24 protein-coding genes, 1 pseudogene and 1 other annotated feature are annotated in these 24,612 nt (G+C 44.4%); of the genes and pseudogenes, 8 read left to right on the forward strand and 17 right to left on the reverse strand.

All coding sequences use genetic code 11. The annotated features are described in order from the left end of the window. Nucleotides 1-15: 15 nt before the first annotated feature. The 7 genes from MHI48_RS18135 to MHI48_RS18165 form a co-directional block, all read right to left on the reverse strand. Nucleotides 16-1,266 carry a putative amidoligase domain-containing protein gene (locus tag MHI48_RS18135; protein WP_245838222.1) on the reverse strand — a complete coding sequence of 417 codons (1,251 nt, stop codon included), beginning with the start codon at nt 1,264-1,266 and terminating at the stop codon, nt 16-18. Between the two features lie 201 nt (nt 1,267-1,467). After that, nucleotides 1,468-2,028, reverse strand: coding sequence for an outer spore coat protein CotE (locus MHI48_RS18140; RefSeq protein ID WP_017687912.1), 561 nt, complete (start codon nt 2,026-2,028; stop codon nt 1,468-1,470). 75 nt (nt 2,029-2,103) lie between these two features. Beyond that, nucleotides 2,104-3,081, reverse strand: coding sequence for an aromatic acid exporter family protein (locus MHI48_RS18145; RefSeq protein WP_076317597.1), 978 nt, complete (start codon nt 3,079-3,081; stop codon nt 2,104-2,106). 348 nt (nt 3,082-3,429) lie between these two features. Next, nucleotides 3,430-4,221: an ABC transporter permease gene (locus MHI48_RS18150; RefSeq protein WP_370739078.1), complete on the reverse strand. Its 792-nt coding sequence runs from the start codon at nt 4,219-4,221 to the stop codon at nt 3,430-3,432. A 38-nt stretch (nt 4,222-4,259) separates the two neighbouring features. Continuing rightward, nucleotides 4,260-5,054 carry an ABC transporter ATP-binding protein gene (locus MHI48_RS18155; protein WP_047843426.1) on the reverse strand — a complete coding sequence of 265 codons (795 nt, stop codon included), beginning with the start codon at nt 5,052-5,054 and terminating at the stop codon, nt 4,260-4,262. Between the two features lie 29 nt (nt 5,055-5,083). Beyond that, complete coding sequence (locus tag MHI48_RS18160; protein WP_076328512.1) at nt 5,084-6,088, reverse strand: ABC transporter substrate-binding protein; 1,005 nt, start codon at nt 6,086-6,088, stop codon at nt 5,084-5,086. A 160-nt stretch (nt 6,089-6,248) separates the two neighbouring features. Beyond that, nucleotides 6,249-7,763, reverse strand: coding sequence for a carboxypeptidase M32 (locus MHI48_RS18165; protein WP_076328511.1), 1,515 nt, complete (start codon nt 7,761-7,763; stop codon nt 6,249-6,251). A 350-nt stretch (nt 7,764-8,113) separates the two neighbouring features. Between MHI48_RS18165 and MHI48_RS18170 the strand changes: the two genes are divergently transcribed. The 4 genes from MHI48_RS18170 (at nt 8,114) to MHI48_RS18185 (ending at nt 10,309) form a co-directional block, all read left to right on the forward strand. Then, complete coding sequence (locus MHI48_RS18170; protein ID WP_036613541.1) at nt 8,114-8,689, forward strand: carbonic anhydrase; 576 nt, start codon at nt 8,114-8,116, stop codon at nt 8,687-8,689. A gap of 173 nt (nt 8,690-8,862) precedes the next feature. Continuing rightward, complete coding sequence (locus tag MHI48_RS18175) at nt 8,863-9,429, forward strand: PadR family transcriptional regulator (RefSeq protein ID WP_405141338.1); 567 nt, start codon at nt 8,863-8,865, stop codon at nt 9,427-9,429. Between the two features lie 98 nt (nt 9,430-9,527). Next, nucleotides 9,528-10,025: a hypothetical protein gene (locus MHI48_RS18180; RefSeq protein WP_036613538.1), complete on the forward strand. Its 498-nt coding sequence runs from the start codon at nt 9,528-9,530 to the stop codon at nt 10,023-10,025. Nucleotides 10,026-10,030: 5 nt separating this feature from the next. Then, nucleotides 10,031-10,309: a YxcD family protein gene (locus MHI48_RS18185; protein WP_017687903.1), complete on the forward strand. Its 279-nt coding sequence runs from the start codon at nt 10,031-10,033 to the stop codon at nt 10,307-10,309. Nucleotides 10,310-10,442: 133 nt separating this feature from the next. On the opposite strand, the gene MHI48_RS18190 is transcribed toward MHI48_RS18185, so the two are convergent. The 9 genes from MHI48_RS18190 to MHI48_RS18230 form a co-directional block, all read right to left on the reverse strand. Then, nucleotides 10,443-11,381 carry a hypothetical protein gene (locus MHI48_RS18190; protein ID WP_405141340.1) on the reverse strand — a complete coding sequence of 313 codons (939 nt, stop codon included), beginning with the start codon at nt 11,379-11,381 and terminating at the stop codon, nt 10,443-10,445. A 142-nt stretch (nt 11,382-11,523) separates the two neighbouring features. Further along, on the reverse strand, nt 11,524-12,783 hold the full coding sequence (tyrS, locus tag MHI48_RS18195) for a tyrosine--tRNA ligase (RefSeq protein ID WP_405144684.1): 1,260 nt from the start codon (nt 12,781-12,783) through the stop codon (nt 11,524-11,526). Between the two features lie 120 nt (nt 12,784-12,903). Continuing rightward, nucleotides 12,904-13,131 (reverse strand) — a binding site (T-box leader). Nucleotides 13,132-13,229: 98 nt separating this feature from the next. Further along, nucleotides 13,230-13,679, reverse strand: a complete 450-nt coding sequence (locus tag MHI48_RS18200) for a DUF4375 domain-containing protein (protein ID WP_339186873.1) — start codon at nt 13,677-13,679, stop codon at nt 13,230-13,232. Nucleotides 13,680-13,698: 19 nt separating this feature from the next. Beyond that, entirely contained in the window at nt 13,699-14,142 is a 444-nt protein-coding gene (locus tag MHI48_RS18205; protein ID WP_405141342.1) for an Imm63 family immunity protein, read from the reverse strand. A gap of 95 nt (nt 14,143-14,237) precedes the next feature. Next, complete coding sequence (locus tag MHI48_RS18210) at nt 14,238-15,707, reverse strand: protein adenylyltransferase SelO (RefSeq protein ID WP_405141344.1); 1,470 nt, start codon at nt 15,705-15,707, stop codon at nt 14,238-14,240. A 315-nt stretch (nt 15,708-16,022) separates the two neighbouring features. Beyond that, nucleotides 16,023-17,339, reverse strand: a complete 1,317-nt coding sequence (locus MHI48_RS18215; protein ID WP_405141346.1) for a nucleobase:cation symporter-2 family protein — start codon at nt 17,337-17,339, stop codon at nt 16,023-16,025. A 312-nt stretch (nt 17,340-17,651) separates the two neighbouring features. Beyond that, on the reverse strand, nt 17,652-18,431 hold the full coding sequence (locus tag MHI48_RS18220; protein WP_405141348.1) for an NRDE family protein: 780 nt from the start codon (nt 18,429-18,431) through the stop codon (nt 17,652-17,654). 46 nt (nt 18,432-18,477) lie between these two features. Then, nucleotides 18,478-18,777: a Dabb family protein gene (locus MHI48_RS18225; RefSeq protein ID WP_036672774.1), complete on the reverse strand. Its 300-nt coding sequence runs from the start codon at nt 18,775-18,777 to the stop codon at nt 18,478-18,480. Nucleotides 18,778-18,831: 54 nt separating this feature from the next. Next, nucleotides 18,832-19,413: a TetR/AcrR family transcriptional regulator gene (locus MHI48_RS18230; protein WP_405141350.1), complete on the reverse strand. Its 582-nt coding sequence runs from the start codon at nt 19,411-19,413 to the stop codon at nt 18,832-18,834. A gap of 216 nt (nt 19,414-19,629) precedes the next feature. Between MHI48_RS18230 and MHI48_RS18235 the strand changes: the two are divergent. The 3 genes and pseudogenes from MHI48_RS18235 (at nt 19,630) to MHI48_RS18245 (ending at nt 22,774) form a co-directional block, all read left to right on the forward strand. Next, nucleotides 19,630-20,759, forward strand: a pseudogene (locus tag MHI48_RS18235) (NADH:flavin oxidoreductase). A gap of 228 nt (nt 20,760-20,987) precedes the next feature. After that, nucleotides 20,988-21,839 carry an AraC family ligand binding domain-containing protein gene (locus tag MHI48_RS18240; RefSeq protein ID WP_405141352.1) on the forward strand — a complete coding sequence of 284 codons (852 nt, stop codon included), beginning with the start codon at nt 20,988-20,990 and terminating at the stop codon, nt 21,837-21,839. Then, nucleotides 21,836-22,774 (forward strand): DMT family transporter, encoded by a 939-nt coding sequence (locus MHI48_RS18245; RefSeq protein WP_405141354.1) that lies wholly within the window; start codon nt 21,836-21,838, stop codon nt 22,772-22,774. The genes MHI48_RS18240 and MHI48_RS18245 overlap by 4 nt, the downstream gene beginning before the upstream one ends. 71 nt (nt 22,775-22,845) lie before the next feature. Here the strand turns inward: MHI48_RS18245 and MHI48_RS18250 are convergent, their stop codons facing one another. Further along, nucleotides 22,846-23,547 carry a pseudouridine synthase gene (locus tag MHI48_RS18250; RefSeq protein ID WP_036672780.1) on the reverse strand — a complete coding sequence of 234 codons (702 nt, stop codon included), beginning with the start codon at nt 23,545-23,547 and terminating at the stop codon, nt 22,846-22,848. A gap of 202 nt (nt 23,548-23,749) precedes the next feature. Between MHI48_RS18250 and MHI48_RS18255 the strand changes: the two genes are divergently transcribed. Next, complete coding sequence (locus MHI48_RS18255; RefSeq protein WP_405141356.1) at nt 23,750-24,382, forward strand: hypothetical protein; 633 nt, start codon at nt 23,750-23,752, stop codon at nt 24,380-24,382. Nucleotides 24,383-24,612 lie beyond the last annotated feature (230 nt).

Here is a 24,612-nt window from a genome sequence, read left to right on the forward strand (position 1 = left end):
AAAAACGTCCGTACTTCATGAACCTGCCCGAATATTCCAGAGTTTGCGAATATCGCGGCTCTCATCCCAAGTTCTTCCCAGTTTTAATTGAAGGATTAACGGAGACGCATACCGTTCATAACGTGCATATCCATCCAACCTCTTCAGATCATCTACGAGTGCTGGGATGTGTTCCTTAATAACTTCGCGCTTTCCTTCATAAAAAGCGGTATGAACCTCAGCTTTCGCCAACGGACGCTGCCGTAATTGAGTATACCCGCTCGCGATCAGACCTGCCAAGGCCACAACACCTTTCGCAACAAGGGGCGACACAAGAAAGCTGGGTAACGTACGATACTCAAACCCACCATAGGATTTCAGACGAAAATCACCAAGTGCTCCATAACGGGGTCGTCTTCCCGATCCACGGGGGTCTTGCAGAAATGCCAGTGGCAATGCCAGATAATTGTCCAGTGCACGAAGCAGTTCCCCGGTAAGATTCACCCCGCTAAAATGAATATGACCACCCAAAGGTAACCCACGTTGTGGCATCCCTCCTGCCTGCCATATGAGCGAGTGGTCACTGATGCTGCGGGAAGCGGCTGCGAATGCCCTCATCAGATGAGCCAGCAGTTCTCGTGGTTCGGAGCTGGGAGCCGGTCGCAGTTCGGCAACCGGATATATGCGCCGTCCACCAATCGTCACGGAATCACAGCCTGCCATTCCTGTACGTTCAAGAAATCTGGAGGCGGGTACGATTTTGGATTCCGGCATCTGCACCAGAAGAAACTCCGGGTCCATGCCGAGTATTGGAGTGGGTCTGTGACTCACTTCCTCATCCAGCAGTTCCTGATGCTGCTTCCAGCTTTCCCTATAGGTAGCAGCAAGGTTGGTCACCCCTTTCCAGGGACACGGTTCAATCGAAATCACTGCACAGCCGCCATTCCCTGAGGATTCCATTCGAACAGCTCCATGATCCAGCCCTAGCGTATACAGCGTTTTGATCGCGAGTCGTTCTATGCGCTTGAATAAGGTTGAACTCGCTTCACGCTCCAACAGAGTTTCCTGCGCCCCTCCCATGCCACTAGTATCCTTGCGTTTGATCCGGATCGCCTGCAGACAGCTTATCTCTACGTCATAGCGTACACGCAAGCCTGGTTCACGTTTGCGCCGATCGTGCAGTGACAATACTTCAATGCCTGCCTGTTTCAACCGTTCTGCACGTTCTCCAGATGTCATCCTTTCATATCGGCGCAGCGCTTCCTCCGCTTGTTCCATCACATTCATTACGTCCCCCCTCCCGGATCATGCAACTAAAATAAAAATAACCCCGCAATGCGGAGCCTTCCCGTGAAAGGTATTCCAGGCACATTGCGAGGCTCGTTACCACCCATTTTTTAATATTTAAGAAGAAAGAGGGCTTACGCCCTCTTCACCGCGCCTTCTGGCGCATATGATACCTTAGGTTATCAAATACAGGCGTCAAACTCACAGCTCATCGTCGAGCAGATCGGGATCGAGATCGTCATAATCTCCATCGGCACTGCCAAAGTCATAGTCCTTGTCTTCGTAGTCACCGCAACCATCTGTGCAGACCTTCACACAAACTTTGGTTTCGGCAACGAGTTCCACAGCGAATTCCCGTTCTACCCGGATAATTACACTGCTTCCACCTGCTGATACTGTGGCTTCCACACAGCTAGGTTCCTGCGTTGCATCCGCAGATACCTCCACTGTGGAAGTCCGGTGTTTCGGGTCCAGATAGGACAAAGGCACATGTTCTACATACGAGACCGTTTCTTTGGCTACATCCGTCTGAGAGTTCTTGTCGTAGGAATACCAAATGTTGATATCGTAAGTACCAATAACTTCAATTCCGTCACCCGCTGATACGGCTTCATATTGGTGGTTGATAATCCAAGCCCCCAAAATACTTGTCGGACCATTTGGCGGAGTCACGGTATGTGTTACGGTAGAGAACTTACGACCTTTGCCGCAGATCGCCTTCGTGATAATCTCTCTACATTGATGTTTATGACTCAATGACATCTTTAAACCTCCTCCATACAATCATTCACTACAAGTGTATGCAGGGCATTCGTCTAGGGTGACAACTATTTTCTATTATTCGTTTGTAGATTGGGACCGGTCCGAGATTGGGGACGGTGCTTTGTCCTTCTTCGCGACTTTCAGATACAGCGCGAGTTCGCGGCACAGCTGGAGAATTGCAGAACGAATCTCGAATTCTTCCCTTGTATCCGGCAGCTCCATACGTTTGAATTCTTCTTGCACATCTGCAAGAAGTTTTTCAGTTCGTCCCGTGTAGGATTCAGTGAGTACGTCCTGACTAAGCTGATCGAACAGCTCCGATACCATCTCCGCATGTGGCATCTTCTGATAGATCTGGGACACGAGATGCATCATGTGCTGGATGGAGTCCAACTGCGTTTTGCGCATATAGAAGTAGACGCTCCATTCCTCATTCGGATGAATCACCTGATTCTCCAGAGAACGTTTGGCAGCATCAATACCGCCAAGTATCGCTTTATCTGCTTCAATCAGCTCTCTCCCTGCCCATGCTTCATTGGGATTACGCAGCGTGGCCGCAAATTCCTTGAAAATCTTCGAGAAGAGTTCATCGATTCGTTTGCGAATGCGCAGCATCTGTGGATCTGCTGCCGGCATGTAAGCCAGGTTAACCGCCATTGCGGAACCAAGACCAATTAACAACAAAGCAATCTGTACGAGGATGACATGCACGTCCATCTCCCCGCCGCCAAACACCCGAAACACCACAACAGAACCTGTAACAATACCTTCTTTGAAGCCTACCCGGACAATAGCCGGGAATGCGATCAATATGTATACCGCCAGCACCCAATAATGGAAGCCTAGAAAGTGAAAAAGTACACTTGCAAATAAAAGTCCAACTACGGAAGCAAAGAACCTCGCCGATATGGTGCGAATACTTCGTTTTCTCGTTACATCCACACCAAGAATGGCAAGCAATCCCGCTGATGTTGGTCCCGGCAAGCGACACCAGTCTGCAATCAATACAGCCATTAATGCGGCGATTGCAGTTTTAATTACCCTAAAACCCATTTAACATTCCATCTCCTCTAAGCTGCAAAAAAATTCTTAGCCAGCTCGTCGCCTCATTCATTTATCATGACTAGTATGTCTCATCCAAAAGTAAACTAGACGACATCAACCGACATGCGCATGCATGCCGGTCACAGCAACACGCCCCGAATGAGGGACGCTGGCAAGTTAGATCGTTGCGACAGAACCTCAAGGCCCTCTTCTCCAATCATCGCATTCATTCCGGATCTGCGCGGAATAATCATACTAAATATGGTACTTGATTTTACGGTATCGGGCAACGTGACACCCCTTGTGAAATTGTATACATATCATACCCGGTCACATTACGAGTAAAACACTTCAGAATCACCTGCGGCCAGCCAGCATTTTGCGTTCTGCATAGACAACAAGTTGGTACATGGCTGTTGCAACTGCGGCAATAATTAACAGACTCGATAATACAAGTGTGAAGTTGAATACCTGAAATCCGTAGATAATTAGATAACCTAGCCCTTGTTTGGCGACCAGAAACTCACCCACAATTACACCCACCCAAGCCATGCCCACGTTCACTTTCAAAGTGGATACAATCGCCGGAAAAGAAGCAGGTAATACAACTTTGGTAAAAATCTCGGAACGTTCTCCACCAAACGTACGAATGACTTTAATATAATTGGGATCGACTTCATTGAAGCTGTTATACACCACTAGTGTCGTGATAATGACCGTGATGGACAATGTGGTCATAACAATCGCTGTAAAACCCGCGCCGAACATCACAATAAAGATTGGGCCAAGTGCTACCTTTGGCATACTGTTGAATACAACCATATAGGGGTCCAGCACTTTGGACAAAAAAGGAGACCACCAAATTAAAACCGCAAGCAAGGTTCCCACCAGTGTTCCCAGTAAAAAACCAACTGCCGTTTCCCCTACGGTTACCCCAACATGTGCCCACAACTCGCCACTAGCGATGTCCTTGCCAATCTGGGCAAAAACCTTACTCGGATAACTGAATAACAGTACATCAATCCAACGGAGTCTGCCTGCCACTTCCCATAGCAAAAACATACATACTAACATAGATAACTGTACGGCAAGCACTTGATGTCGCCATCTGGCCACCTGCTGAATATGATTCCGATGCAGCTGCCCCATCCATTCGTCACGCTTTTCCTGCTTCGGATTCATTGGATTCACGCGTCTTCCTCACCTCCCCCGGACTGATCCAGTTCACTCCACAATGCCTGAAACAACGCATTAAATCCTTCTTGCTCCCTGGCATGAAACGGCTGAGATTTACGAATTCCATCGGGAATGATAAATTCACGACGGATGCGGCCCGGATTGCGATCCAGTACAATGACGCGGTCACTGACCGCAATGGCTTCAGACAAATCATGGGTGACGAGAACAGATGTTTTGCCAAATTGTTTTAACGTGTCCGAGACCAGATCCTCCAATTGCAACTTGGTTTGATAATCAAGTGCTGAGAATGGTTCATCCAACAATAAAATCCCCGGATCGGTTGCCAGCGTGCGCACCAGGGCTACTCGCTGTCTCATGCCTCCTGAAAGCTCTGAAGGGTACTGATTCTCCGTTCCTGCCAACCCCATACTTACCAGCAGTTCCCGTACACGCTCACGGCTCCGTTCATCAAGTCTGCCTGTCAGTTCAAGACCGATTAATGCATTATCCAGAATGGTCCGCCACGGAAACAGATAGTCCTGTTGAAGCATATAACCAATCTGTGCTGAGGGGCCGCCAACGAGTTTGCCTTTAACCTTAACCTCTCCTCGGGTGGGTGTGAGCAGCCCGGCGATGATCGACAACAATGTCGTTTTACCGCATCCACTCGGTCCAACCAGACTGACGAACTCTCCTTTTTGGATCTCCAGACTCAAGTCCTCAAGCACCAAGGAAGCTTCCCGCTCGCTGACGTATACTTGAGAGATCCCCTCCAGTCGGATCACACTTTCGGATTCAGGCATTCTGCTCACTTCCTTTCCTGAATACCCCATTACTTTGATTTCGTAGCTTCTTCCGCATAGGCATTATCCACAATGGCATTCAAATCCACACGTTCTTTCAACTCTCCGGCGGCACTCATGACATCAAGCAGATTGTTCCACTCTTCCTCATCAATGATCGGATCCGTTGCATAGCTGCCCTGTTCCTTATAACGGTTCACACTACTTACCAAAATGGCTGGATCGATGTCTTTGAAAAAAGGAGAAATGACTTCAGCAATCTCTTCAGCCGTATGGGAATCCACCCATGCCTGCGCTTTGTGTAGACCATTCGTAAACTTCTGTACGATATCCTTATTGTCGTGAAGATAACTCTGTTTCGTCATGAAGACGGTGTAAGGCAGAAGACCACCTTCTGTGCCAAACGATGCAACAACCTTACCCCGACCTTCTTGTTCAAAGATGGATGCCTGGGGTTCAAACAGTTGAACATAATCTCCCGTGCCTGAAGCGAAAGCAGACGCAATGTTGGCAAAGTCCACATTTTGAATCAGCTCCAGATCACTTTGCGGATCAATGCCATGTTTGTTCAGTGCGAACTCCCCTGCCATTTGCGGCATGCCGCCTTTGCGTTGACCGAGAAATGTGGAATCCCTCAGTTGCTCCCAATCGAAGCTACCTTCTGTGTTACGAGCGAACAGAAATGTACCATCCGTCTGGGTGAGCTGGGCAAAGTTAATGACCGGATCTTCCGCTCCCTGCTGATAGACATATATGGACGTCTCCGCCCCTACCAGTGCGATATCCACCGAACCTGCGAGTAATGCCGCCATCGTTTTGTCACCACCAGCAGTCGTTTGAATATCCACCTCAAGTCCCTGCTCTTCAAAAAAACCTTGAGCCACAGCCACATACTCCGGTGCGTAAAATACCGAACGAGTCACTTCGCCAATCGTAATCTTGGCTTCATTCTCTTCCTTATTACAGCTGGTGAGCGCCACAATGATAATCAGCAGAATAACGATGCCCCGGACGAACCATGGCGTGTATTTCATGTTGTTTCCCTCCTTCACTGGTTTCAGCAGTTTCTCTCTATTATGGATATGCCGATGCCCAACAAAAGGTTAAGAACTTAAATGCAAAAAAGAGCCGGGCAATGTTGCCCGACTCTTCAGCTCTTCGAAATGTTATTCAGTATGTTATTTACGGGGATACCTACAGCTTGTAAATCTCGGCATATTTGGCTTCCAGGTAATCAGCCAGATAATCCGGGTTCAATTCTTCACCCGTTATGGCAACAATTAATTCGGAAGGTGCGCGACTTCTACCATACCGGTAGATCTTGTCTGTAAGCCATTCCTTAATTGGAATCAGATTACCTTCGGCAATGAGGGTATCAAACTCCGGCATTTCCTTGCGCAATGTATGTAGAATTTGAGCTGCATACATATTACCCAGAGAATACGAAGCAAAGTAACCAAAGTCACCACCAGACCAGTGAACATCCTGAAGAACACCGTCTCCATCATTCGTTGGCATAATACCTAGGTATTCCTTGTATTTTGCATTCCAGGTCTCTGGCAGGTCTTTCACTTCCAGACCATCGTTGAATAACATTTTCTCGATCTCATATCGGATAATAATATGCAGGTTATAGGTCAGTTCATCCGCTTCGATCCGAATGAGTGAACTCTCCACCCGGTTGATTGCACGATAGAAATCTTCCAGTTCAACCTCGCTCAGTTGCGGGAAATGCTGCTGCAAATCTTTGTAATAACGTGTCCAGAATGGCAGGCTGCGACCAATCATGTTTTCCCAAAGACGGGACTGGGACTCATGAATCCCCATGGACGTTCCTTCGGCAAGAAGGGTACCCGCCAGACTGTCATCAATATTTTGCTCGTACAGGGCATGTCCGCCCTCATGCAGTGAACTGAAGATTGCGCTTGCTACATCATCTTGCAGATAATGTGTTGTGATCCGCACATCACCCGGGTTAAGACCCGTTGCAAAAGGATGAACACTCTCGTCCAATCGTCCAGCTTCAAAGTCATAGCCCATTTGTTCCAGGATGAACAGACTGAATTTTTCCTGCTGTTTGGTGTCAAACAACTGATTCAGGAACTCTGTATTTGGCTTGTTTTCTGAAGCATTAATCTTCTCTTGCAAAGGCACCAAACGTGCTTTGAGGCGGGCGAACACAGCGTCCACTTTCTCAACCGTCAGATCTGGTTCATACATATCAAGCAGCGTATCATAACGTGTATCCTTCACACCCCAATAATCAATAAACTCCTGTTTGAGCTTAACGATATCTGTGAGATAAGGTGAGAATCCTGCAAAATCACTATTATGCTTGGCATCTTCCCATGCCGTTTCCGACTTGGCTGTTAGCACGGTATAAGCTTGTACTTTCTCAGGTGGTACGGATTGACTGCGATCATATTCTTTCTTGCAATCTTCAACCAGACGACGATCTATATCTTCGAGCTGTTCCAATACTGCTGGAGTCGTTAATGCATCCAGGTAAGTCTTCATGTCAGCCGAGGTTTGCAGCTTGAATGCTTCGGTGGACAACATACCCAGCGTCTCCGAACGAGTCGGAACGCCTTTTTTCGGCGCACCTGTGCGCAGATCCCAGTGAAGCAAACCAATGGCTTCATGATAGCTCTTAATTTTACGAGCCAGATTACGGAAGGATTCCAAATGTTCCTGTGTTTGTTTATCCATTGTTATCGTTCACCTCTTCAAAAAAAATGTTATACCCTATTGATGATACTTTTTGCATTGCGTATAATCAACTTTTAACAGATGAAAATTGCATTATTCTCCTAAAGATACGTGTTCAAAAAGTCTGGATTTCATTACCGCGAAGATAGAAATGGCGTTCAACTTCGATGCTGATGATGCCCTCAGGCATGATTTGTAATCAAAAGTGGACTTTTTGAACAACCTCTAAAGGGTTGGAGTAATGCCATCTGCTGACCGTGAAATACTATTTAAAGCAAAGGCGTGTAGGACAAGCTGCATCATATGCAAGTGGCCGTGCTCGTCGTATTGGATAACAGGAGGCAATGGACATGAACAACATTCAAGAGATTTTGACTTACAACAAATCATTTGTCGAGACTAAAGAATACGAAAAGTATACGGCTGGCAAGTTTCCAACCAAAAAGATGGTTATCATCACTTGTATGGATACACGTCTGGTGGAATTGCTGCCCAAGGCTATGAACTTGAAAAACGGTGATGTGAAAATCATCAAAAACGCAGGCGCAATTATCTCTCAGCCTTTCGGAAGCGTAATGCGTAGTGTACTTGTCGCCATCTATGAACTGGGTGCAGATGAAGTCCTGGTAGTGGGGCATACGGAATGTGGTATGGCTTCCCTTCACGCTGAGACCATGATTGGACATATGGTTGAGCGTGGCGTATCGGAAGAAGTCATGACAACCCTGGAGAACTCTGGCATCCGTTTGCAAAAATGGTTGCGCGGGTTTGACAGCGTCGAAGAAGGGGTAAAACATACTGTGGAAGTGATCAAGAAGCATCCTTTACTTCCTCCCAATGTACCCGTCCACGGCATGGTTATCGATTCTGCCACAGGTGAGCTTGATCTTGTCGCTGAGGGGTATGGACAACAGGCATCTCTCTAAATGGTTTGGAGTGCGGACCTTATGGTTCGCACTTTTTTTGTCTAAATTAAGGCAGTTGTTCTGTCAGGTTGTCAAACCATACAGTTTCAGTGTACACTTTTTATGAAAGCGGTCAAAGAAAGTAAAAACGATTGTTCTCTCTGACCTAGCCCTAATATTAAGGAGACATGTGCATGAACATACTTTCCTACGGATTACTCGGGCTGCTTACCCGCGAGGAGTCATCGGGCTATGATCTGATGCTGAAAATCCAGCCTCATTGGCAGGCGAAACACAGCCAGATCTATCCACTCCTGTCCAAGATGGAAAACGATGAGTTATTGGCCTCCCGCTGGGTACAACAGTCTGACAAACCGGACAAGAAAATGTACGCAGTTACGGAAAAAGGCATTGAAAAGCTCTTGGAATGGATGATTACTCCTGTTACCGCACCTGTTACACGCGATGAATTTAATTTGCGTATTTTGTGTGTTGGCATAGCGGAAGACGGAAGCATGAGACGCATTCTTAACGAGCGTAAAAGCTGGTTTATGGAACGCATACGTTATTTCGAGGATCTGAAGTCACGTATACCTCAGGATAATCTTCGTGTAGGCAACCGAGATTTTGGAAGCTACATCCTGGTACAAAAAGGGTTAATGCACGCACAAACAGGCCTGGAGTGGTGTAATTGGGTTACCCAATTGCTTGATGGCCAAGCTGCAATTCAAGACCCAAGTCCTAGCGTTTCAGAAATTTAATAAAATTTGAAACGTTCCTGCAAGTTGACCGTATTACATGAGTAAGGCCCATTTTTGGGCGATTCAAACAAATTAATCGGGGGGTTACGATCTTTACAATGAAGAAAAAATTCGGAGTTAAACATCTAATGATGGTATTTATGGCCTTTACATTATTGTTCGCAACAGTGGGAGTAACGAATCCGGATTCTGCGGATGCAAGACGTGGTGGCGGATTCAAATCCGGTACGAAAAGTTATAGCAATACACCTAAGAAATCCGACAGCAATGTAAGCAAATCGAATACGAATAACAACTCCAGCAATGGAGCAGCTACAACGAACCGTGGCGGATTCTTCGGCGGTGGCGGCGGATTCATGAAAGGCATGATGCTTGGTGGTCTTGCTGGTATGATGTTTGGCGGATTGTTCGGTGGCATGGGCGCTCTGGGTAACATCCTTGGATTGCTCGTGAACGTTGCAGCAATTATGTTGATTGTTATGCTGGCTATGGCACTCTTCAGAGCCATCTCCAATCGTCGCAAACCTGCAGCGGATGGTCGTTATGACCGTCGCAATGATCGTGATGATGACCGTAACAGAAACGGACGGTACTAATCTCTATGGTTCTGAGCATGGATGAAATTGTGAATGCAATCTGTATTCATATGGCAGAACGTAAGGGTGTACGTCCAACCGATGTGAATGTAGAACTGAGCTGGGAAGAAGATACAGGTTATTCCGCTGAAGTTTGGATTCAAGGCCGTAGTCAATATCTGGTGGAGTCCAATATGATTGAAGCGATTCTTCGTTACCTGCACAGTGAATACAACATCCGGGCGTACCGTGAGAATGTGCGACTTGATCTGGATGAAGAAATCACAGCGATCGTTAATCAATAAGATAGGTTTTTATTTTGCCCAAAAAGTCTGAATGCAAATGTCATGCGACATTGCATTCAGACTTTTTTTTCATACCTGACATTCTGTTTAGCCGTCTTTAACGAAATCGTAACTACTTTCAAACTTCTTATTACTAATTTTGTTCTAAGCTAATGCTGTTATTCTCTAACTTTTTGGGAGTAATATCACTCATATTTGAATTTCGTCTCTCAAAATACTTAGAGATTGAATATGAAATAAAGAAAGCTACTATTGAAAGATTAAATAAATAACCCAATAAGTATTCTATGAGTGGAACGAAATGTATTATTTCATGGTTGAGATTAATTTGACCAGGAAATGAAAAAAATGGAGAGATGCCTACATATATAACATAAGAGATGTATTTAAGACCACCATCGTTTATTTTTTTAACTTCATATTCACTATAGAACTGAAAAACTTCATTATAATTTAAATAATACAACCCGAAACATAAACCTATAATTAATAAATTTAATAAAATTAATACCACAATGAAATTAAAATATTGAAATAATAGAGAGTTGAAAATCTCAATACTATTTTTAATTAATGCAGAGGTATAACCAATAGTAATTATTACTGTTACAAACAACCCTATTATATTAATATTATCCAAATAACTCTGGAAAGTGACCAGTGGATAGTTTAATACGATAAGCACCTTTAAAAAATAAAAACCTTGATTATAAAATCTCCCAATACGCCTTTCGATAAAGATCCCTATTCCTATAAATACTACGATCACCAATATTCCTATAAATTGTTTTTCTACAATATTATTGGGAGTAAAATCCATTGAAACTAATATCATTGTAAATGAGAAAACTAGAATAAATAAATGTATAAACAGTTTACTCCATTTATCAATGATTAGAGAATTAAGCATAATCAGCATTAACTCATTTCTAAACTTTTTTATTTGAGTTTTATCAACCTTATTTTCATTATTAATTTTTAACTTTCCTGTAATTATTAAGTGGATTTTGTTTGTTTTATTTATAATATTCTTTTTATAATATACAATTGTTAATATAAATGCTGCTATCACACATAAAAGAAAAATGATCGCGAAAATAAGTAATATAATAAGCTCCCCCAATTTTATTTTGTTTTAAACAAAGTTTAATCAACATAGAAAAGGCCGCTGACAGTTAAGATACCCAATCAAACGACCTTTTCTTATTATTTGTTTACTTCAACTTCACCAGGCTGTAGTTCTTCTTACCTTTACGGATAATGATGAATTTACCGCCGATGGCATGCTCTGCCGACACTGTGAATTCAAGCTCCGTGATTTTCTCACCGTTCATGGAGATAGCGCCTTTAGTGACATCCTCACGGGCCTGGCGTTTGGATGGCTCCAACCCCAGATCTACGAGCCAGTCGACGATATTTTTCGCTTCGCCGTCCGTTTCGAATGTTGGCATTTCCTTGAAACCCTGCTCGATTTCATCTGCTGTCAGGGAACGGATATCACCACTGAACAGCGCCGCTGTAATACGTTTAGCCTGTTCTAGCATTTCTTCGCCGTGAACGAATTTTGTCATTTCTTCCGCGAGTGCTTTCTGTGCTTCACGTCTGTGCGGCTCTGTCTCTACCTTTTCAGCCAAAGCTTCAATTTCTTCTTTGCTCAGGAAGGTAAAGTATTTCAAGTATTTGATCACATCACGGTCATCTGTATTCGCCCAGAACTGGTAGAACTCAAATGGTGTTGTTTTGTTCGGGTCAAGCCAGATTGCGCCGCCAGCTGTTTTACCGAATTTCGTACCGTCGGATTTGAGCATGAGTGGAATGGTCAGACCGTACGCCTTCGCTTCTGATCCTTCTTTTTTACGAATCAGATCAAGACCACTCGTGATATTCCCCCATTGATCCGAACCGCCGATTTGAAGCTGTACATCTTCGTTCTGGAACAGGTGCAGGTAGTCGAGTGATTGAAGGATCTGGTAGGAAAACTCGGTGAACGAGATTCCGCCTTCCAGTCTGCTCGCAACGACATCCTTAGCCAACATTGTGTTGAGGTTAAAGTTTTTGCCGTAGTCACGCAAGAATTCAATGACATTGATTTTGTGTGTCCAATCGTAGTTGTTCACCATGCGAACCTGATTATCACCGTCTGTTACGAACAATTTCTTCATCTGCGCTGTCAGTGCATCCACATTCTCCTGCACTTGCTCCATCGTTTGCAAAGAACGTTCTGCCTGCCGACCACTTGGGTCACCAATCGTTCCTGTAGCTCCACCAATCAGAATGACTGGACGGTGTCCTGCCAGTTGAAAACGTTTCAGCATCATGAATGGAATGAGATGTCCGATATGCATGCTATCCCCCGTAGGGTCAACGCCGCAGTACAATGAGATTGATTTGGTTTCAGTCAACTCACGCAGTCCCTCTGCATCCGTCTGCTGGTTAATGGCGTCACGCCACTGTAGTTCATCAATAATATTCATCATGTGTATAACCCCTTTTCTATCCTCAAGATTCAGTCATGATCAACGTTAAATTACGAAATTACACGCTGGAACGGCTTTTTTGGACACAAAAAAATCGCCTCCTTGTCTTCATTAAGACACAGGGACGATTATCATAACCGTGGTACCACCCAAATTGCATGGATAACACGTGACCTTAACACGTTATCCATACCACTTTTGGCAATATATCGTTTGCCCATCCGCTTGGCATTACCCAAGTACTCCAGAGTGTAATTCGCAGCCCTTGTATGTATCAGGTTCCATCAACCCCTGACTTTCTGTAACAGGGACAAAGCCGCTACTGCGCTCTATCAACGTGATTCATGTATTCAATTTATAGCAAGTATAGCCGAACGTTTCAGTCATTGCAAGACCAAGTATTAATCTTTGAACAGAACAACGGTTGCATAGTTGAAACCAGATTATATGATCATCATGTTCAATTTTCCGTGATAATAACCATAGGCTTTCTCCGCGATCTGATCCTCATTGTTCCAAAACTGCTGATCCAGCGCATCTAAGTGCTGCTCTTGTTCCTTTGTCAGGAATTTAGGAATATCCCACAGTTCGGTAAGCCTTTCATCCTCTTTCAGATGCTCAATACAGCCGTATGCTGACGTTATAATCTCCACGACTTGAGTCGCACCAATGATATGTAATGCCCGCAACGCGTAACGGTATACCTCTTCCCCCCAGTTGCAGAAAAACTGTATAAAACCGCCATTAAAGACATCCGCCTCTAATAGCCATAAAGCAGCAATGTCCTGCTCGTTCGAAGTCAACGATGCCCAGCCCTGTTCAGATTCATTCTTTTTTTCGACAAATAACACAGCATAGTCATACCATACATCATTAATATCATGCTCGCTCATGTAACACACCTCACTTTTTTTATGTCATGCCCTCTAACTCCTGACGTTTACTCGTCTGATACCAATGTAAATACGGATCACCGATCTGCTGGAAAGCTTCCTGAACACCCCTGTTCAGTTCCTTCATCACTTCATTTGTGTAGTTCAAATGCGTTTCTTTATTATCCACGCCATGTCTTTCCAACAACCCTACATGCGTCGCGGTGAAAATAATATCTTCCAGCAACCAATAGATGACTTCATCCGGCTGTTTCACCCGTTTTTCTAATGAGACGAGACCACGTTCGTATATTCGAACGATATACGCATCTTCTCCACTCTCTACATAGGGCACCCCATCCCATTTAAAGCTCTCAAACAAGCGGTTAACATAGTTCTGCATCTGTTCCCTAGGGAAAGATGTACGCTCTAAAAGCTGTAAAAGGAAGTCTGCCAATTGTTGTTTGCTTAACATGTTGGACATGAATGCACCTGCCTCTATAAAGTAACGTCGATGACAGAATGAAAAATGAAAAAGCTGCCCAAGGCAGCCTCTTTATATTTATTCCTACTGTTCAATCAGGTCCCACAAAAAGTCTGATACGAAGTATTACATTGTGCAGGTAGTTCGGCATATTCAGCCTGTTCAGGTGAGTGTGCAAACGGATCTGAAAGAACTGCCAAAAGCTTCTCCATCACGCTAAGATCTCCATGATTCTCTGCTCGCTCAAGCGCTTCTTCAACCCGATGATTGCGAGGAATGACAGCTGGATTGTTTGTTCGCATCAACTGCCCAGAGACTTCCTTCTCCCCTTGCTGTCTGTCCAATCTTGCTTGCCACCGCTCATGCCATTCAGCAAATTCTGGCGTGCCAAACAAAGCTGTCCCTTCCAATGTATCAAAGGTCAATGCCAGGAACGTATTGGTGTAATCTGCACTATGCTTCTCCATAAGTTCAAGAAGCTCCTTGATCAACGCTTCATCTTCAGCCTCTTCATCCAACAAACCCAGTTTGGCACGCATTCCCTTGAGCCAATGATGATGGTACAATTCAGAAAATTGTGCGATGGCATCCTGAGCGAGTTGCACGGCCTGTTCTTCATCTTCATGCAACAACGGCAGAAGCGTCTCAGCAAAGCGAGCCAAATTCCACCCGGCAATATACGGTTGATTACCATAAGCATAGCGACCTTGCCTGTCAATGGAGCTGAATACGGTTGAAGGATTATAAGCATCCATAAAGGCGCATGGACCATAATCGATGGTCTCACCACTAATGGCCATGTTATCTGTGTTCATCACGCCATGAATGAAACCAACACGCTGCCACTGGGCAATGAGAGCCGCCTGCCGCTTAATCACTTCCTGAAGGAGCAGAAGATAGCGATTCTCAGCTTTAGCAACCTCAGGAAAATGTCGATGCAACGTATAATCAGCCAATGCCCGAAGATCGTCGATAGACCCCCATCTGGCTGCATACTGGAAGGTTGCTACCCGGATGTGACTGGAAGCCACCCGGGTTAAAATGGCACCCGGCCGCTCTGTTTCGCGGATAATGTTTTCTCCTGTAGACACCACAGCCAGACTGCGTGTCGTTGGAATACCCAGTGCATACATCGCTTCACTAATAATATACTCTCGTAACATGGGCCCAACAGCAGCACGTCCATCTCCTCCACGAGAGTACGGTGTTCTTCCTGATCCTTTGAGCTGGATATCCACTCGCTCGCCCTGTGGCGTAATCTGTTCACCCAGCAGCAAAGCACGTCCATCTCCAAGCATGTTAAAATTGCCAAATTGATGCCCTGCATAGGCCTGAGCCAAAGGCTCGGCTCCTTCAGGGATCGAATTACCTGCAAAAATTTGCGCTCCTTCATCACTGTCAAGAGACTCCACATCCAGTCCCAAGCTGGATGCAAGCAATCTATTGAAAATGATCAGCTTTGGTGATTCAACAGGCACTGCGCCCTGACTTGTAAAAAAGGGTTGCGGTAACTGCGCATAACTATTCTCCAAGTTCCACCCTTTGTTCAACGTTTCTTGTTGCATGGTGATCACAACTCCTTTTCTGCACCAGGGATATCCCTTGGTTATATTGTAGCCTTGTGAACCAATGCTCATTTATGTAGTCGCATGGAAATTCAATTCAAGAGGTTGTTGACTTAAACGAACATCTAAAATGTTCTTGATGAAACTTTAGCATATTTGCATGTCTTTTGCATTCCTCATGAATCGTAAGCACAAAAAAATCCAAGAGGTTTCTTTGACAAGTGGGGTCATTCCCTTTCACTCCACTTCCCAGAAAACCGTCTTGGATCTATTCCACTTACTTACTACTAGATGACACGTCTGTTATTACAAGGATTACGTGTGTGCTTCTTGAGCCTGTACAGGCTGTATTGGCAAGTTCTCTTTTTTCAAAGCAAGGTTAAAGAAGACATTAAGCAGGATCGCTGACAAACTTCCTGTGATAATACCATCGCTAACAATAATCCGAATACTTTGAGGAAGCTGGGCAAACAGATCGGGTACAGCAGTAACACCGAGCCCAAGTGAAACGGAGCAAGCCACGATCAATAGATTGGATTGTTTGCCAAAATCGACGTTTTGCAGCATTTTGATCCCGGATGAGACAACCATTCCAAACAAGACAACAGTCGCTCCTCCGAGGACAGCACTTGGAATAATGGTTGCAAAAGCAGCTACTTTCGGAATGAGTCCCAGAAAGACCAGAATACCTCCGGCTGCAACAACAACATTGGTCGTTTTCACTTTGGAGAGCTGAACCAAACCAACATTCTGTGCAAATGTATTGTATGGAAAGGCATTAAAGATGCCGCCCAGGACAAACGCGAGACCTTCTGCGCGATATCCCCGTGCCAGATCTTTTTCGTTGATCGGTTGATCACAGATTTTGCTCAAAGCCATAAATACACCTGTTGATTCGATGATAACCACCGTACCTACAATAATCATTGTAATGATTGGGCCAATTTCAAAGGTAGGCCATCCAAAGTAAAAGGGTTGAGGTAAATGGAACCAGGAGGCTTCCTGTACAGAGGCAAAATTCACTTTTCCCATAATGGCTGCGATGAGGGTCCCAACGATAATACCAAGGAGAACAGCCAGGGATTTAACAAAACCGCGAGCATATCGATTCAGGATTAGAATGAACAGTAATACACCAAAGGAAAGCGCCAAATTGTCCAAACTTCCGAAATTCTCACTGTTTGCTCCACCCGCCATGTTTTTAATTCCCGTTGGAATCAGCGCAAGACCGATGATGGTTACCACTGTACCGATCACAACTGGCGGAAACAATTTGACGATTTTGCTGAAAAATACGGCAAAGATGACGATAAATAACCCGGCTGCGATGATCGACCCATATATGGCAGGAATTCCGTATTGCGATCCAATCGCAATCATCGGTGTCACCGCTACAAAAGAACTTCCGAGCACCGCTGGCAAACCAATACCCAAGTACTTCCCTTTCCGAGCCTGAAGCCATGTTGCAATCCCACACGTTAACAGGTCAATGGATACCAGATACGCCAACTGCTCTGCAGTCAGATTTAGTGCTCTGCCCACAAGCAAAGGCACCAGAATTGCTCCCGCATACATCGCGAGTACGTGCTGAATTCCCAATGAAAAAACTCTCATCTTTTTGGTTTCTTTCATCCCACGTTGCCCCCCTGAAATTAGAATCAACAGAACCGCTGCAAAATCATGTTATGTTGATTCACATTATATAAACTATTCAAGGAAGTTCCATGATTCATAACATAGAATTGTGATAAGAGATAAAGAGCCCAACTAAAATTGGGCGTGTTATACAAAAGGTACTCTCAAACCATTTATATCGTGTTATATTAGTTGACATAGAGAAACGAAAATACTCTTTAACTCAGAAGAAAAGAAACATGAACTTTGGATTTAACTTCAGTGATTCATGTAAATGCATAATGTTTGAACATCATTTCTTTCATATTCTCAGCTTGTCGAGTTAAGAGGTTTAATGTTAAAACGTTGCTCCATTACCTCTCCGTTCTGGTGAACCCTCTCCGTAAAAAACACTTCTTCTCTGTTCATCAGAACAACGGATGAAGCTCTGGTCCCATAGTCAAATTTTTCACTTTTAACGAAGATGGGAGAAAGCAAACGTTCCCATTCCAATGGAACACCTGTATGAGGGAGAAGCTCATCCACTGAAGGGTCTGCCATTTGCAACAAACCTAACATTTGTTCTGTCAGGGTAGCTTTGTCCTCCCCTTGGATGATTTTCTCCAGCCCTTCTTTTCCACGCTTCACCTTGGGCCAATCCGTATTAATCAAGTGATTACTAATCCCGTATATTCCCGGTTTCAACTTCATCACAACATTACCTACATTAGAATAATAATAGAGGTCGTCAAGATCACCCACTAACAAATTGTAGCCAGGATAATCATTTCGGCTTTGCTCCGCATGTTGCATATATTGCTTGGGTGTGGACGTTCCCTTTAAAAAATCAGCAACCAGATCTCCTCTTGAGCCCTTGGCATGTACATCTTCATTCGGATCACGATAATTCGTGATAGCAGCCAGACGCCCCTCTGTGGTTACGCCCATCCAGGTTCCCATTTTCGACAAATCCCGGCCAGCCAATATATGAGGATGATCTTCCCAATAGTGTGCTTGAGCCGTAGGTCTGTGATAGAATTCATCCCTATTTGATCCCAATATAAGCGGATACTTTGGATGCATGTTGTAAGCAAATAAAATTAAACACATGGGAATCTTCAACTCCTATATTCGTTAAACCTCTGATTTCGCGCCTTTATATAGCATAGTCAACTACAATTACATCTTCCACCCAACCATCGAGGGAAGCTACAAATGCCTGATGAGCAGGATGTGGACCATAGGCGCGCAATGCCTCCTGATCTTCAAACGTCACTCTCAATCCAATCGTGTAACCTTGGATACGATCCGTTTCTTCCGTTGCATTGATCCCTGCGGTCAGCCCGACAATCCCCGGTATTTGTTCCTGTAACGCGAGCAACTGATCCACCCATTCCTGCTGTTTAGCTAGTGTGGTTTTATCGTTAAATTTAAAAACAACCAAATGTTCAAACATCTTGTTTTTCCTCCTATGTCCATTCGAATAGTAATGCAATTTCGTTAAATAAAGTTAATTCAACAATTCCAATCCACCCATCATATAAGGGACCACTCTGTTGGCTAATTCAGCCGGAGATTCCTGCCCGCCTTCAATATTCCATCGATATGTCATGCCATAGATCGACCAACTTAGCGTGGTTGCCGTAATTTTCAGCGTTTTGGGATCTACATCACCCGCTACTTTGCTCAATAATTCAAGAAGGAATTGCTCCAGTTGAGTCTTGATGTTCTCTTCAATAATTGGTGCAACTGTCTCATATTTTTTGATGCAACCATTACTTGAGACGTGATAATCACATAATGAAAATATAAGTTGCTGTATGGTTTCGGCTGATAACCGGGCATCCGGGTCCACTCTTTTCGTCACATATTCCATAAAAGCATCCGCTAAAAAGGCTTCAAGCAGTGCATATTTATCCTGAAAATGGGCGTAGAATGTAGCCCTGTTAATTGTGGCTTGTTCTGTAATGTTTTGAATCGTAATACTGTTGAAATTTTTAATATTCAATTGGTTTATAAACGCATCAAGAATTAATTGACGAGTACGGATTACACGCGGATCGTTAGAATTGGAAGATACTACACCTGACATTTCCTAATACTCCTTTGTACTAAAGATCGTTGGATAGGTTCTTCTATTATAGATAAGTGCTGTTTATTCAACAAGTAAAAAGGGATTTCGGATTGCCAAGTCATCATACAATTTTCGAAGTCTTTCGCTTAAGCAACAAAATGATCAATCTGTTGGTTGAGCGAGTATTTAGGGATTGCTAATATTACACTCGTACCCACTGAGAGGTACATAATAATGGAGGTGCTTATTTTGAGTAATCAACAACATAGCGTTATTTCTACGGAGCGTTTGTTTCAACCATATACGGTTCAAAAACTAACCCTGTCCTCGCGAATCGTCATGTCCCCCATGGCTCGTGCCTTCTCCCCGGATGGTGTGCCAGGTCCCGATGTAGCTGCATATTATCGTCGGCGTGCCGAGCATGGTGTTGGACTTATTATTACCGAAGGTGCAACCATTGAGCATCCATCTGCATCAAGTGAGCCTAGAATCCCTCATATGTATGGAGAAGCAGCTCTTCAAGGGTGGGCTGAAGTGGTCGAACAAGTCCATGAAGCTGGCGGCAAGATTTTTCCGCAGATTTTACATATGGGCATTGTCCGTCCTTCAGGATCTAGCCTCACCCGGAAGCCCCGTCGCTTAGTCCATCAGGTCTCGATATGGAGGGTAATCAGGTAAGTGCACCTATGACGGAGGCAGAGATCGCAACGGTGATTCAAGCTTATGCTGATGCAGCAGTTAATGCGCAACGCATCGGTTTTGACGGAATTGAGCTTTACGGTGCACACGGTTTTCTGATCGATCAGTTTTTCTGGAAAACAACGAATAGGAGAACGGACCGCTATGGCGGTGACCTACAGAAACGAACTCAATTCGCGGTTGAACTTGTAATGGCAGTTCGTGCTGCGGTAGGTCCTGATTTTCCTATTGCGATGCGGGTTTCCCAATGGAAGATGAATGATTATCAAGCCAGACTGTTCGACACCCCCGAACAATTGGAACAATTCCTTCGTTTGTTAGTTGACGCAGGTGTAGATATCTTCCACTGCTCGACACGACGCTTCTGGGAGCCCGAGTTCGACGGATCTGATCTTGGATTTGCAGGTTGGGTAAGAAAACTGAGTGGTCAAACCACTATTACAGTCGGTTCTGTGGGTATGCCAGATGAGCCTGAAGCAGGAGTAGATAAAGCAGCACATCCAGGTATGAGCGAACTTATGAAGCGATATGAGCAACGGGAATTTGATCTGGTAGCTGTGGGACGTGCGCTTCTTGGTGACCCGGCATGGGCAGTTAAAGTACAGGAAGGCCGCGCATCTGAAATTCACCCTTTTACACCTGAAGCACTGGCTACGTTAAACTAAGAACAATACCTTATTGTTCCAGACATTTTTTTGTCTCATATATATAGGTTTGAACTCATGAATCAACTATACTTAGCAAAGGGCTCGCTTTCCCTCCGCGGGATTGCGGGTATTTTGTTTTTAGAGATATCTGTCCGACCAAACACTTTGAGCAATAGCAATATCGTTCAAGAAAATTCCTTCTTTGCAACCTATAATGACGTTAACATACCAGAAAGAAGGTGCATCATGACTCGGGAAGTCCGGACTGTGGTATTTGATACCGATCTACAGCTAGAAGCTTATCAATTCGAAGGCATTATGCAGAAGTTTCCCAATCATTTTCATGACTATTACGTCATAGGATTCATTGAGCAAGGCAAGCGACACCTCGTCTGTAACAACGAAGAATACATTCTGAATAGCGGAGATATGATTGTCTTTAATCCACATGATCCTCATGCCTGCGAACAGGTCGATGGCAGAACCCTCGATTATCGCTGTATCAACGTCCAGCCTGAGGTTATGCGAGAGTATGTGAGAGAGATTACTGGACAAGCTTACTTGCCACGGTTTACATCCCCGGTTCTCTACCAGAGTGAACTTGTGGGGTCCCTGCACGAGCTGCATCAGATGATTCTGGAAGAGCAATCCGATTTTTGCAAAGAAGAATTGTTACTCTTACTACTGGATCAATTGCTACGAGATTATTCGGATGCTGAATCACCTGTTTCCACACAGGATGTGACCTTGGAGATCAGACGCATATGTGATTACATAGAAGCTCATTACATGGAAAGCATTTCGCTGAACGAGTTAGCCGATTTGACGGAGATGAGCAAGTACCACCTGCTGCGTTTATTCACCCGTCAGAAAGGGATATCACCTTATCGTTATCTGGAAACAATTCGCATTAATCAAGCCAAACGTCTGCTGGAACAAGGTCTGCTGCCGATTGAAGTAGCTGCACAGACAGGATTCAGTGACCAGAGCCATTTTACGAATTTTTTCAAAAAACTGATTGGCCTGACACCCAAGCAATATAGACGTATCTTCAATCATGATTCCGAGTTGAAACGAACCACCACTAACATCATATGACAAGTCATCTTGGTCATCAAAATACTAAAGCCTCTACCGGACATCTACTCGCTTTGTTTACTATACTGATCTGGGGAACTACGTTTGTCTCGACCAAAGTTCTGCTGATTGACTTTACTCCAGTGGAGATTCTATTTTTCCGTTTCCTGATCGGATATTTGGTACTGTTATTGATTTATCCACGTTCACTGCGGATCGTCTCATTCAGAGAAGAATGGTTATTTATAGGAGCAGGACTATGTGGAGTAACCTTATATTTTCTTATTGAAAATATTGCTCTGGTGTACACAACAGCTTCCAACGTGGGTGTTATTGTCTCCATCGCCCCGTTCTTCACTGCCGTGCTCGCACACTTCTTCTTAGATGGTGAGAAGTTAACTCGCCGCTTCATTATCGGATTCGGGATTGCCTTGAGCGGCATCCTACTCATCGCACTGAACGGCAGTTTCATTCTGCAACTGAATCCGATAGGTGACCTGCTTGCTTTCATAGCACCTGCGGTATGGGCGATCTACTCTGTGTTAATGCGGAAAATTGGCGAGCTTCGTTATCACACCATTGGTACAACTCGCAAAGTGTTCTTCTATGGCCTGATCTTCATGCTGCCAGCTCTATTCCTGTTCGAATTCCATTGGGAACTCGGGCGCTTCACGAACATGACCAATCTCTCCAATTTCCTCTACCTCGGTCTGGGTGCCTCCGCGCTGTGTTTCGTGACCTGGAACCGGGCTGTGAATCTTCTCGGAGCTATCCAAACGAGCGTATATATCTATCTGGTGCCTGTCATTACTGTTGTGTCATCTGCACTGATTCTTCAAGAGCAGATAACCTGGGTGATTGTACTCGGTGCGTTCTTAACCCTATTTGGCTCTTACATTTCAGAACAAAAAGGACACAAGCTTAACAACAAAAACACTAATCCACATAGGGGTTAGTGTTTGCTTCATTTTTTACTGATATGACTGGACATCATGGTTGACCACCGTTAACATGCAGCAGAAGTCATTCATTTTATCTCATTTAATTGAGACAGCAGAATCTCCAGTTCCTCTTGCTCCAGATGACGCCATTGCCCCCGCTCCAGTTGATCCAGCGTAATATTCATAATTCGCACACGCTCCAGCTTGAGGACTCGGTACCCCAAGGCTTTGCACATTCTGCGGATCTGCAGGTTGAGACCTTGTGTCAGAATAATACGAAATACATTGTCACTTTGTCTATACACTTCGCAGGGCTTGGTCACCACATCCAGAATCTCAACGCCATCCGACATGGACTTTACAAATTCGTCGGTTATGGGTTTGTCTACAGTCACTACATATTCTTTATCATGATTATGCTCCGAACGCATCATCTTGTTCACAATGCCTCCGTCATTCGTAAGCAAAATTAACCCCTCAGATGCCTTATCCAGCCTGCCTATCGCAAATATGCGAGAAGGATAATTCATATATTGAATGATGTTCCCCTCCACATGTTCTGCTGCTGTGCAGACAATACCGATGGGCTTGTTCAGAGCAATGTAGACAGGTTCGCTGTCATTACGAGGAATCTGCTTGCCATCAATGAGTACCACATCGTGAGGTTCAACTTCCGCCCCTTTTTCACATACCCTGCCATTGATCGTTATTCGTCCGGCCGCAATTAAACGGTTCGTTTCCCTGCGGGAGCAGAATCCCGTTTCACTTATGTATTTGTTAATTAACATGTGTCACCGCTTCTCATCTATAGTATTGCCACTGGTTCTTTGAAAGCTGGTACGTTCTTCGCTTCGTGGAATGAGTTAGTACCTTGTACTGATTTTCATTCCACATCATCTCATTTATACTGAAACGAAGCAATGAATGGTTATATAAAAACACATACAAGTTACATAGGAGAGCCAAATTACACTCTGGAAGGAGTTTCTCATGTACAAAGTTACTCGATTTACAGTTGACCCCGATAATCCAAACCAAGACTCTGGCATGTGGATTGGTGGAGAAACTGCGTACGTTTCCGACTGGCCGCTCAACCCTGAGGGGCAGCCTTTATTACATCTGTTCTCCATCAATTGCAATACACTTTCACAGCAGGTCCATATCCCTTCTTTACCACAAGATAAATATATCTCGGTCTTCTCGACCTACTCCGCCTCCGAATATTTTCTGGATCAGGTAACCTATACGGGAGATGAACTGGAATGGAACGAGAATATTGTTGCCGGATGCACTTATGTCTCGGTATCTTCGCATCCACTCACTTCCGTATGTCCCGTTCCACCCATTCCGTTAAGCGGCGTACGTTTGATTGAAATGGAGTTAGACGATCAGGCGTTTCCTGCATTTTCATTTTTCTCTCCCACTTTATCAAACGGTGTGAAAGGAATTGACCATTTGCTAGAGGAACATCAACTGGTGTGTCAAATATATTCCGGAGATTTTCCTGAGCCCTATCGGGATATATTGGGTCTTCCCGATGCAAATGGTTATTTATTTTTGCGAAGGGGTCCCGCGTCTGCTCACGCACCATTCGATGGAATTTTCTTTGTACAGACTGCTTAATAACGATACGTGGAAGCCAGGTGCATCATATAGAAAAATTAATTAGAACGTTTCCCGTCTACCTAGACAGGGAACGTTTTTTTATATATGCACGTTTTACTATTCTCGATCAATACAGATGCCAAACCCTGTTAAAAGGTCATATGGATTGAATCATATCTACCCTTTCGACACGAAATCGTTTTAGAAAAAACTTAGCACGAGAAATATTTCTTTTCATCAAAATTTAA

It is taken from the genome of Paenibacillus sp. FSL H7-0942 (genome assembly GCF_045040715.1).
In the GTDB taxonomy this organism is placed as follows: domain Bacteria; phylum Bacillota; class Bacilli; order Paenibacillales; family Paenibacillaceae; genus Paenibacillus; species Paenibacillus amylolyticus.

What these genes read in the sequence shown, in the direction of transcription:
- MHI48_RS18135 (WP_245838222.1), bottom strand. Translation starts at nt 1,266, where the DNA reads ATGAATGTGATGGAACAAGCGGAGGAAGCGCTGCGCCGATATGAAAGG.
- MHI48_RS18140 (WP_017687912.1), bottom strand. Translation starts at nt 2,028, where the DNA reads ATGTCATTGAGTCATAAACATCAATGTAGAGAGATTATCACGAAGGCG.
- MHI48_RS18145 (WP_076317597.1), bottom strand. Translation starts at nt 3,081, where the DNA reads ATGGGTTTTAGGGTAATTAAAACTGCAATCGCCGCATTAATGGCTGTA.
- MHI48_RS18150 (WP_370739078.1), bottom strand. Translation starts at nt 4,221, where the DNA reads ATGGGGCAGCTGCATCGGAATCATATTCAGCAGGTGGCCAGATGGCGA.
- MHI48_RS18155 (WP_047843426.1), bottom strand. Translation starts at nt 5,054, where the DNA reads ATGCCTGAATCCGAAAGTGTGATCCGACTGGAGGGGATCTCTCAAGTA.
- MHI48_RS18160 (WP_076328512.1), bottom strand. Translation starts at nt 6,088, where the DNA reads ATGAAATACACGCCATGGTTCGTCCGGGGCATCGTTATTCTGCTGATT.
- MHI48_RS18165 (WP_076328511.1), bottom strand. Translation starts at nt 7,763, where the DNA reads ATGGATAAACAAACACAGGAACATTTGGAATCCTTCCGTAATCTGGCT.
- MHI48_RS18170 (WP_036613541.1), top strand. Translation starts at nt 8,114, where the DNA reads ATGAACAACATTCAAGAGATTTTGACTTACAACAAATCATTTGTCGAG.
- MHI48_RS18175 (WP_405141338.1), top strand. Translation starts at nt 8,863, where the DNA reads ATGAACATACTTTCCTACGGATTACTCGGGCTGCTTACCCGCGAGGAG.
- MHI48_RS18180 (WP_036613538.1), top strand. Translation starts at nt 9,528, where the DNA reads ATGAAGAAAAAATTCGGAGTTAAACATCTAATGATGGTATTTATGGCC.
- MHI48_RS18185 (WP_017687903.1), top strand. Translation starts at nt 10,031, where the DNA reads ATGGTTCTGAGCATGGATGAAATTGTGAATGCAATCTGTATTCATATG.
- tyrS (WP_405144684.1), bottom strand. Translation starts at nt 12,783, where the DNA reads ATGAATATTATTGATGAACTACAGTGGCGTGACGCCATTAACCAGCAG.
- MHI48_RS18200 (WP_339186873.1), bottom strand. Translation starts at nt 13,679, where the DNA reads ATGAGCGAGCATGATATTAATGATGTATGGTATGACTATGCTGTGTTA.
- MHI48_RS18205 (WP_405141342.1), bottom strand. Translation starts at nt 14,142, where the DNA reads ATGTCCAACATGTTAAGCAAACAACAATTGGCAGACTTCCTTTTACAG.
- MHI48_RS18210 (WP_405141344.1), bottom strand. Translation starts at nt 15,707, where the DNA reads ATGCAACAAGAAACGTTGAACAAAGGGTGGAACTTGGAGAATAGTTAT.
- MHI48_RS18215 (WP_405141346.1), bottom strand. Translation starts at nt 17,339, where the DNA reads ATGAAAGAAACCAAAAAGATGAGAGTTTTTTCATTGGGAATTCAGCAC.
- MHI48_RS18220 (WP_405141348.1), bottom strand. Translation starts at nt 18,431, where the DNA reads ATGTGTTTAATTTTATTTGCTTACAACATGCATCCAAAGTATCCGCTT.
- MHI48_RS18225 (WP_036672774.1), bottom strand. Translation starts at nt 18,777, where the DNA reads ATGTTTGAACATTTGGTTGTTTTTAAATTTAACGATAAAACCACACTA.
- MHI48_RS18230 (WP_405141350.1), bottom strand. Translation starts at nt 19,413, where the DNA reads ATGTCAGGTGTAGTATCTTCCAATTCTAACGATCCGCGTGTAATCCGT.
- MHI48_RS18240 (WP_405141352.1), top strand. Translation starts at nt 20,988, where the DNA reads ATGACTCGGGAAGTCCGGACTGTGGTATTTGATACCGATCTACAGCTA.
- MHI48_RS18245 (WP_405141354.1), top strand. Translation starts at nt 21,836, where the DNA reads ATGACAAGTCATCTTGGTCATCAAAATACTAAAGCCTCTACCGGACAT.
- MHI48_RS18250 (WP_036672780.1), bottom strand. Translation starts at nt 23,547, where the DNA reads ATGTTAATTAACAAATACATAAGTGAAACGGGATTCTGCTCCCGCAGG.
- MHI48_RS18255 (WP_405141356.1), top strand. Translation starts at nt 23,750, where the DNA reads ATGTACAAAGTTACTCGATTTACAGTTGACCCCGATAATCCAAACCAA.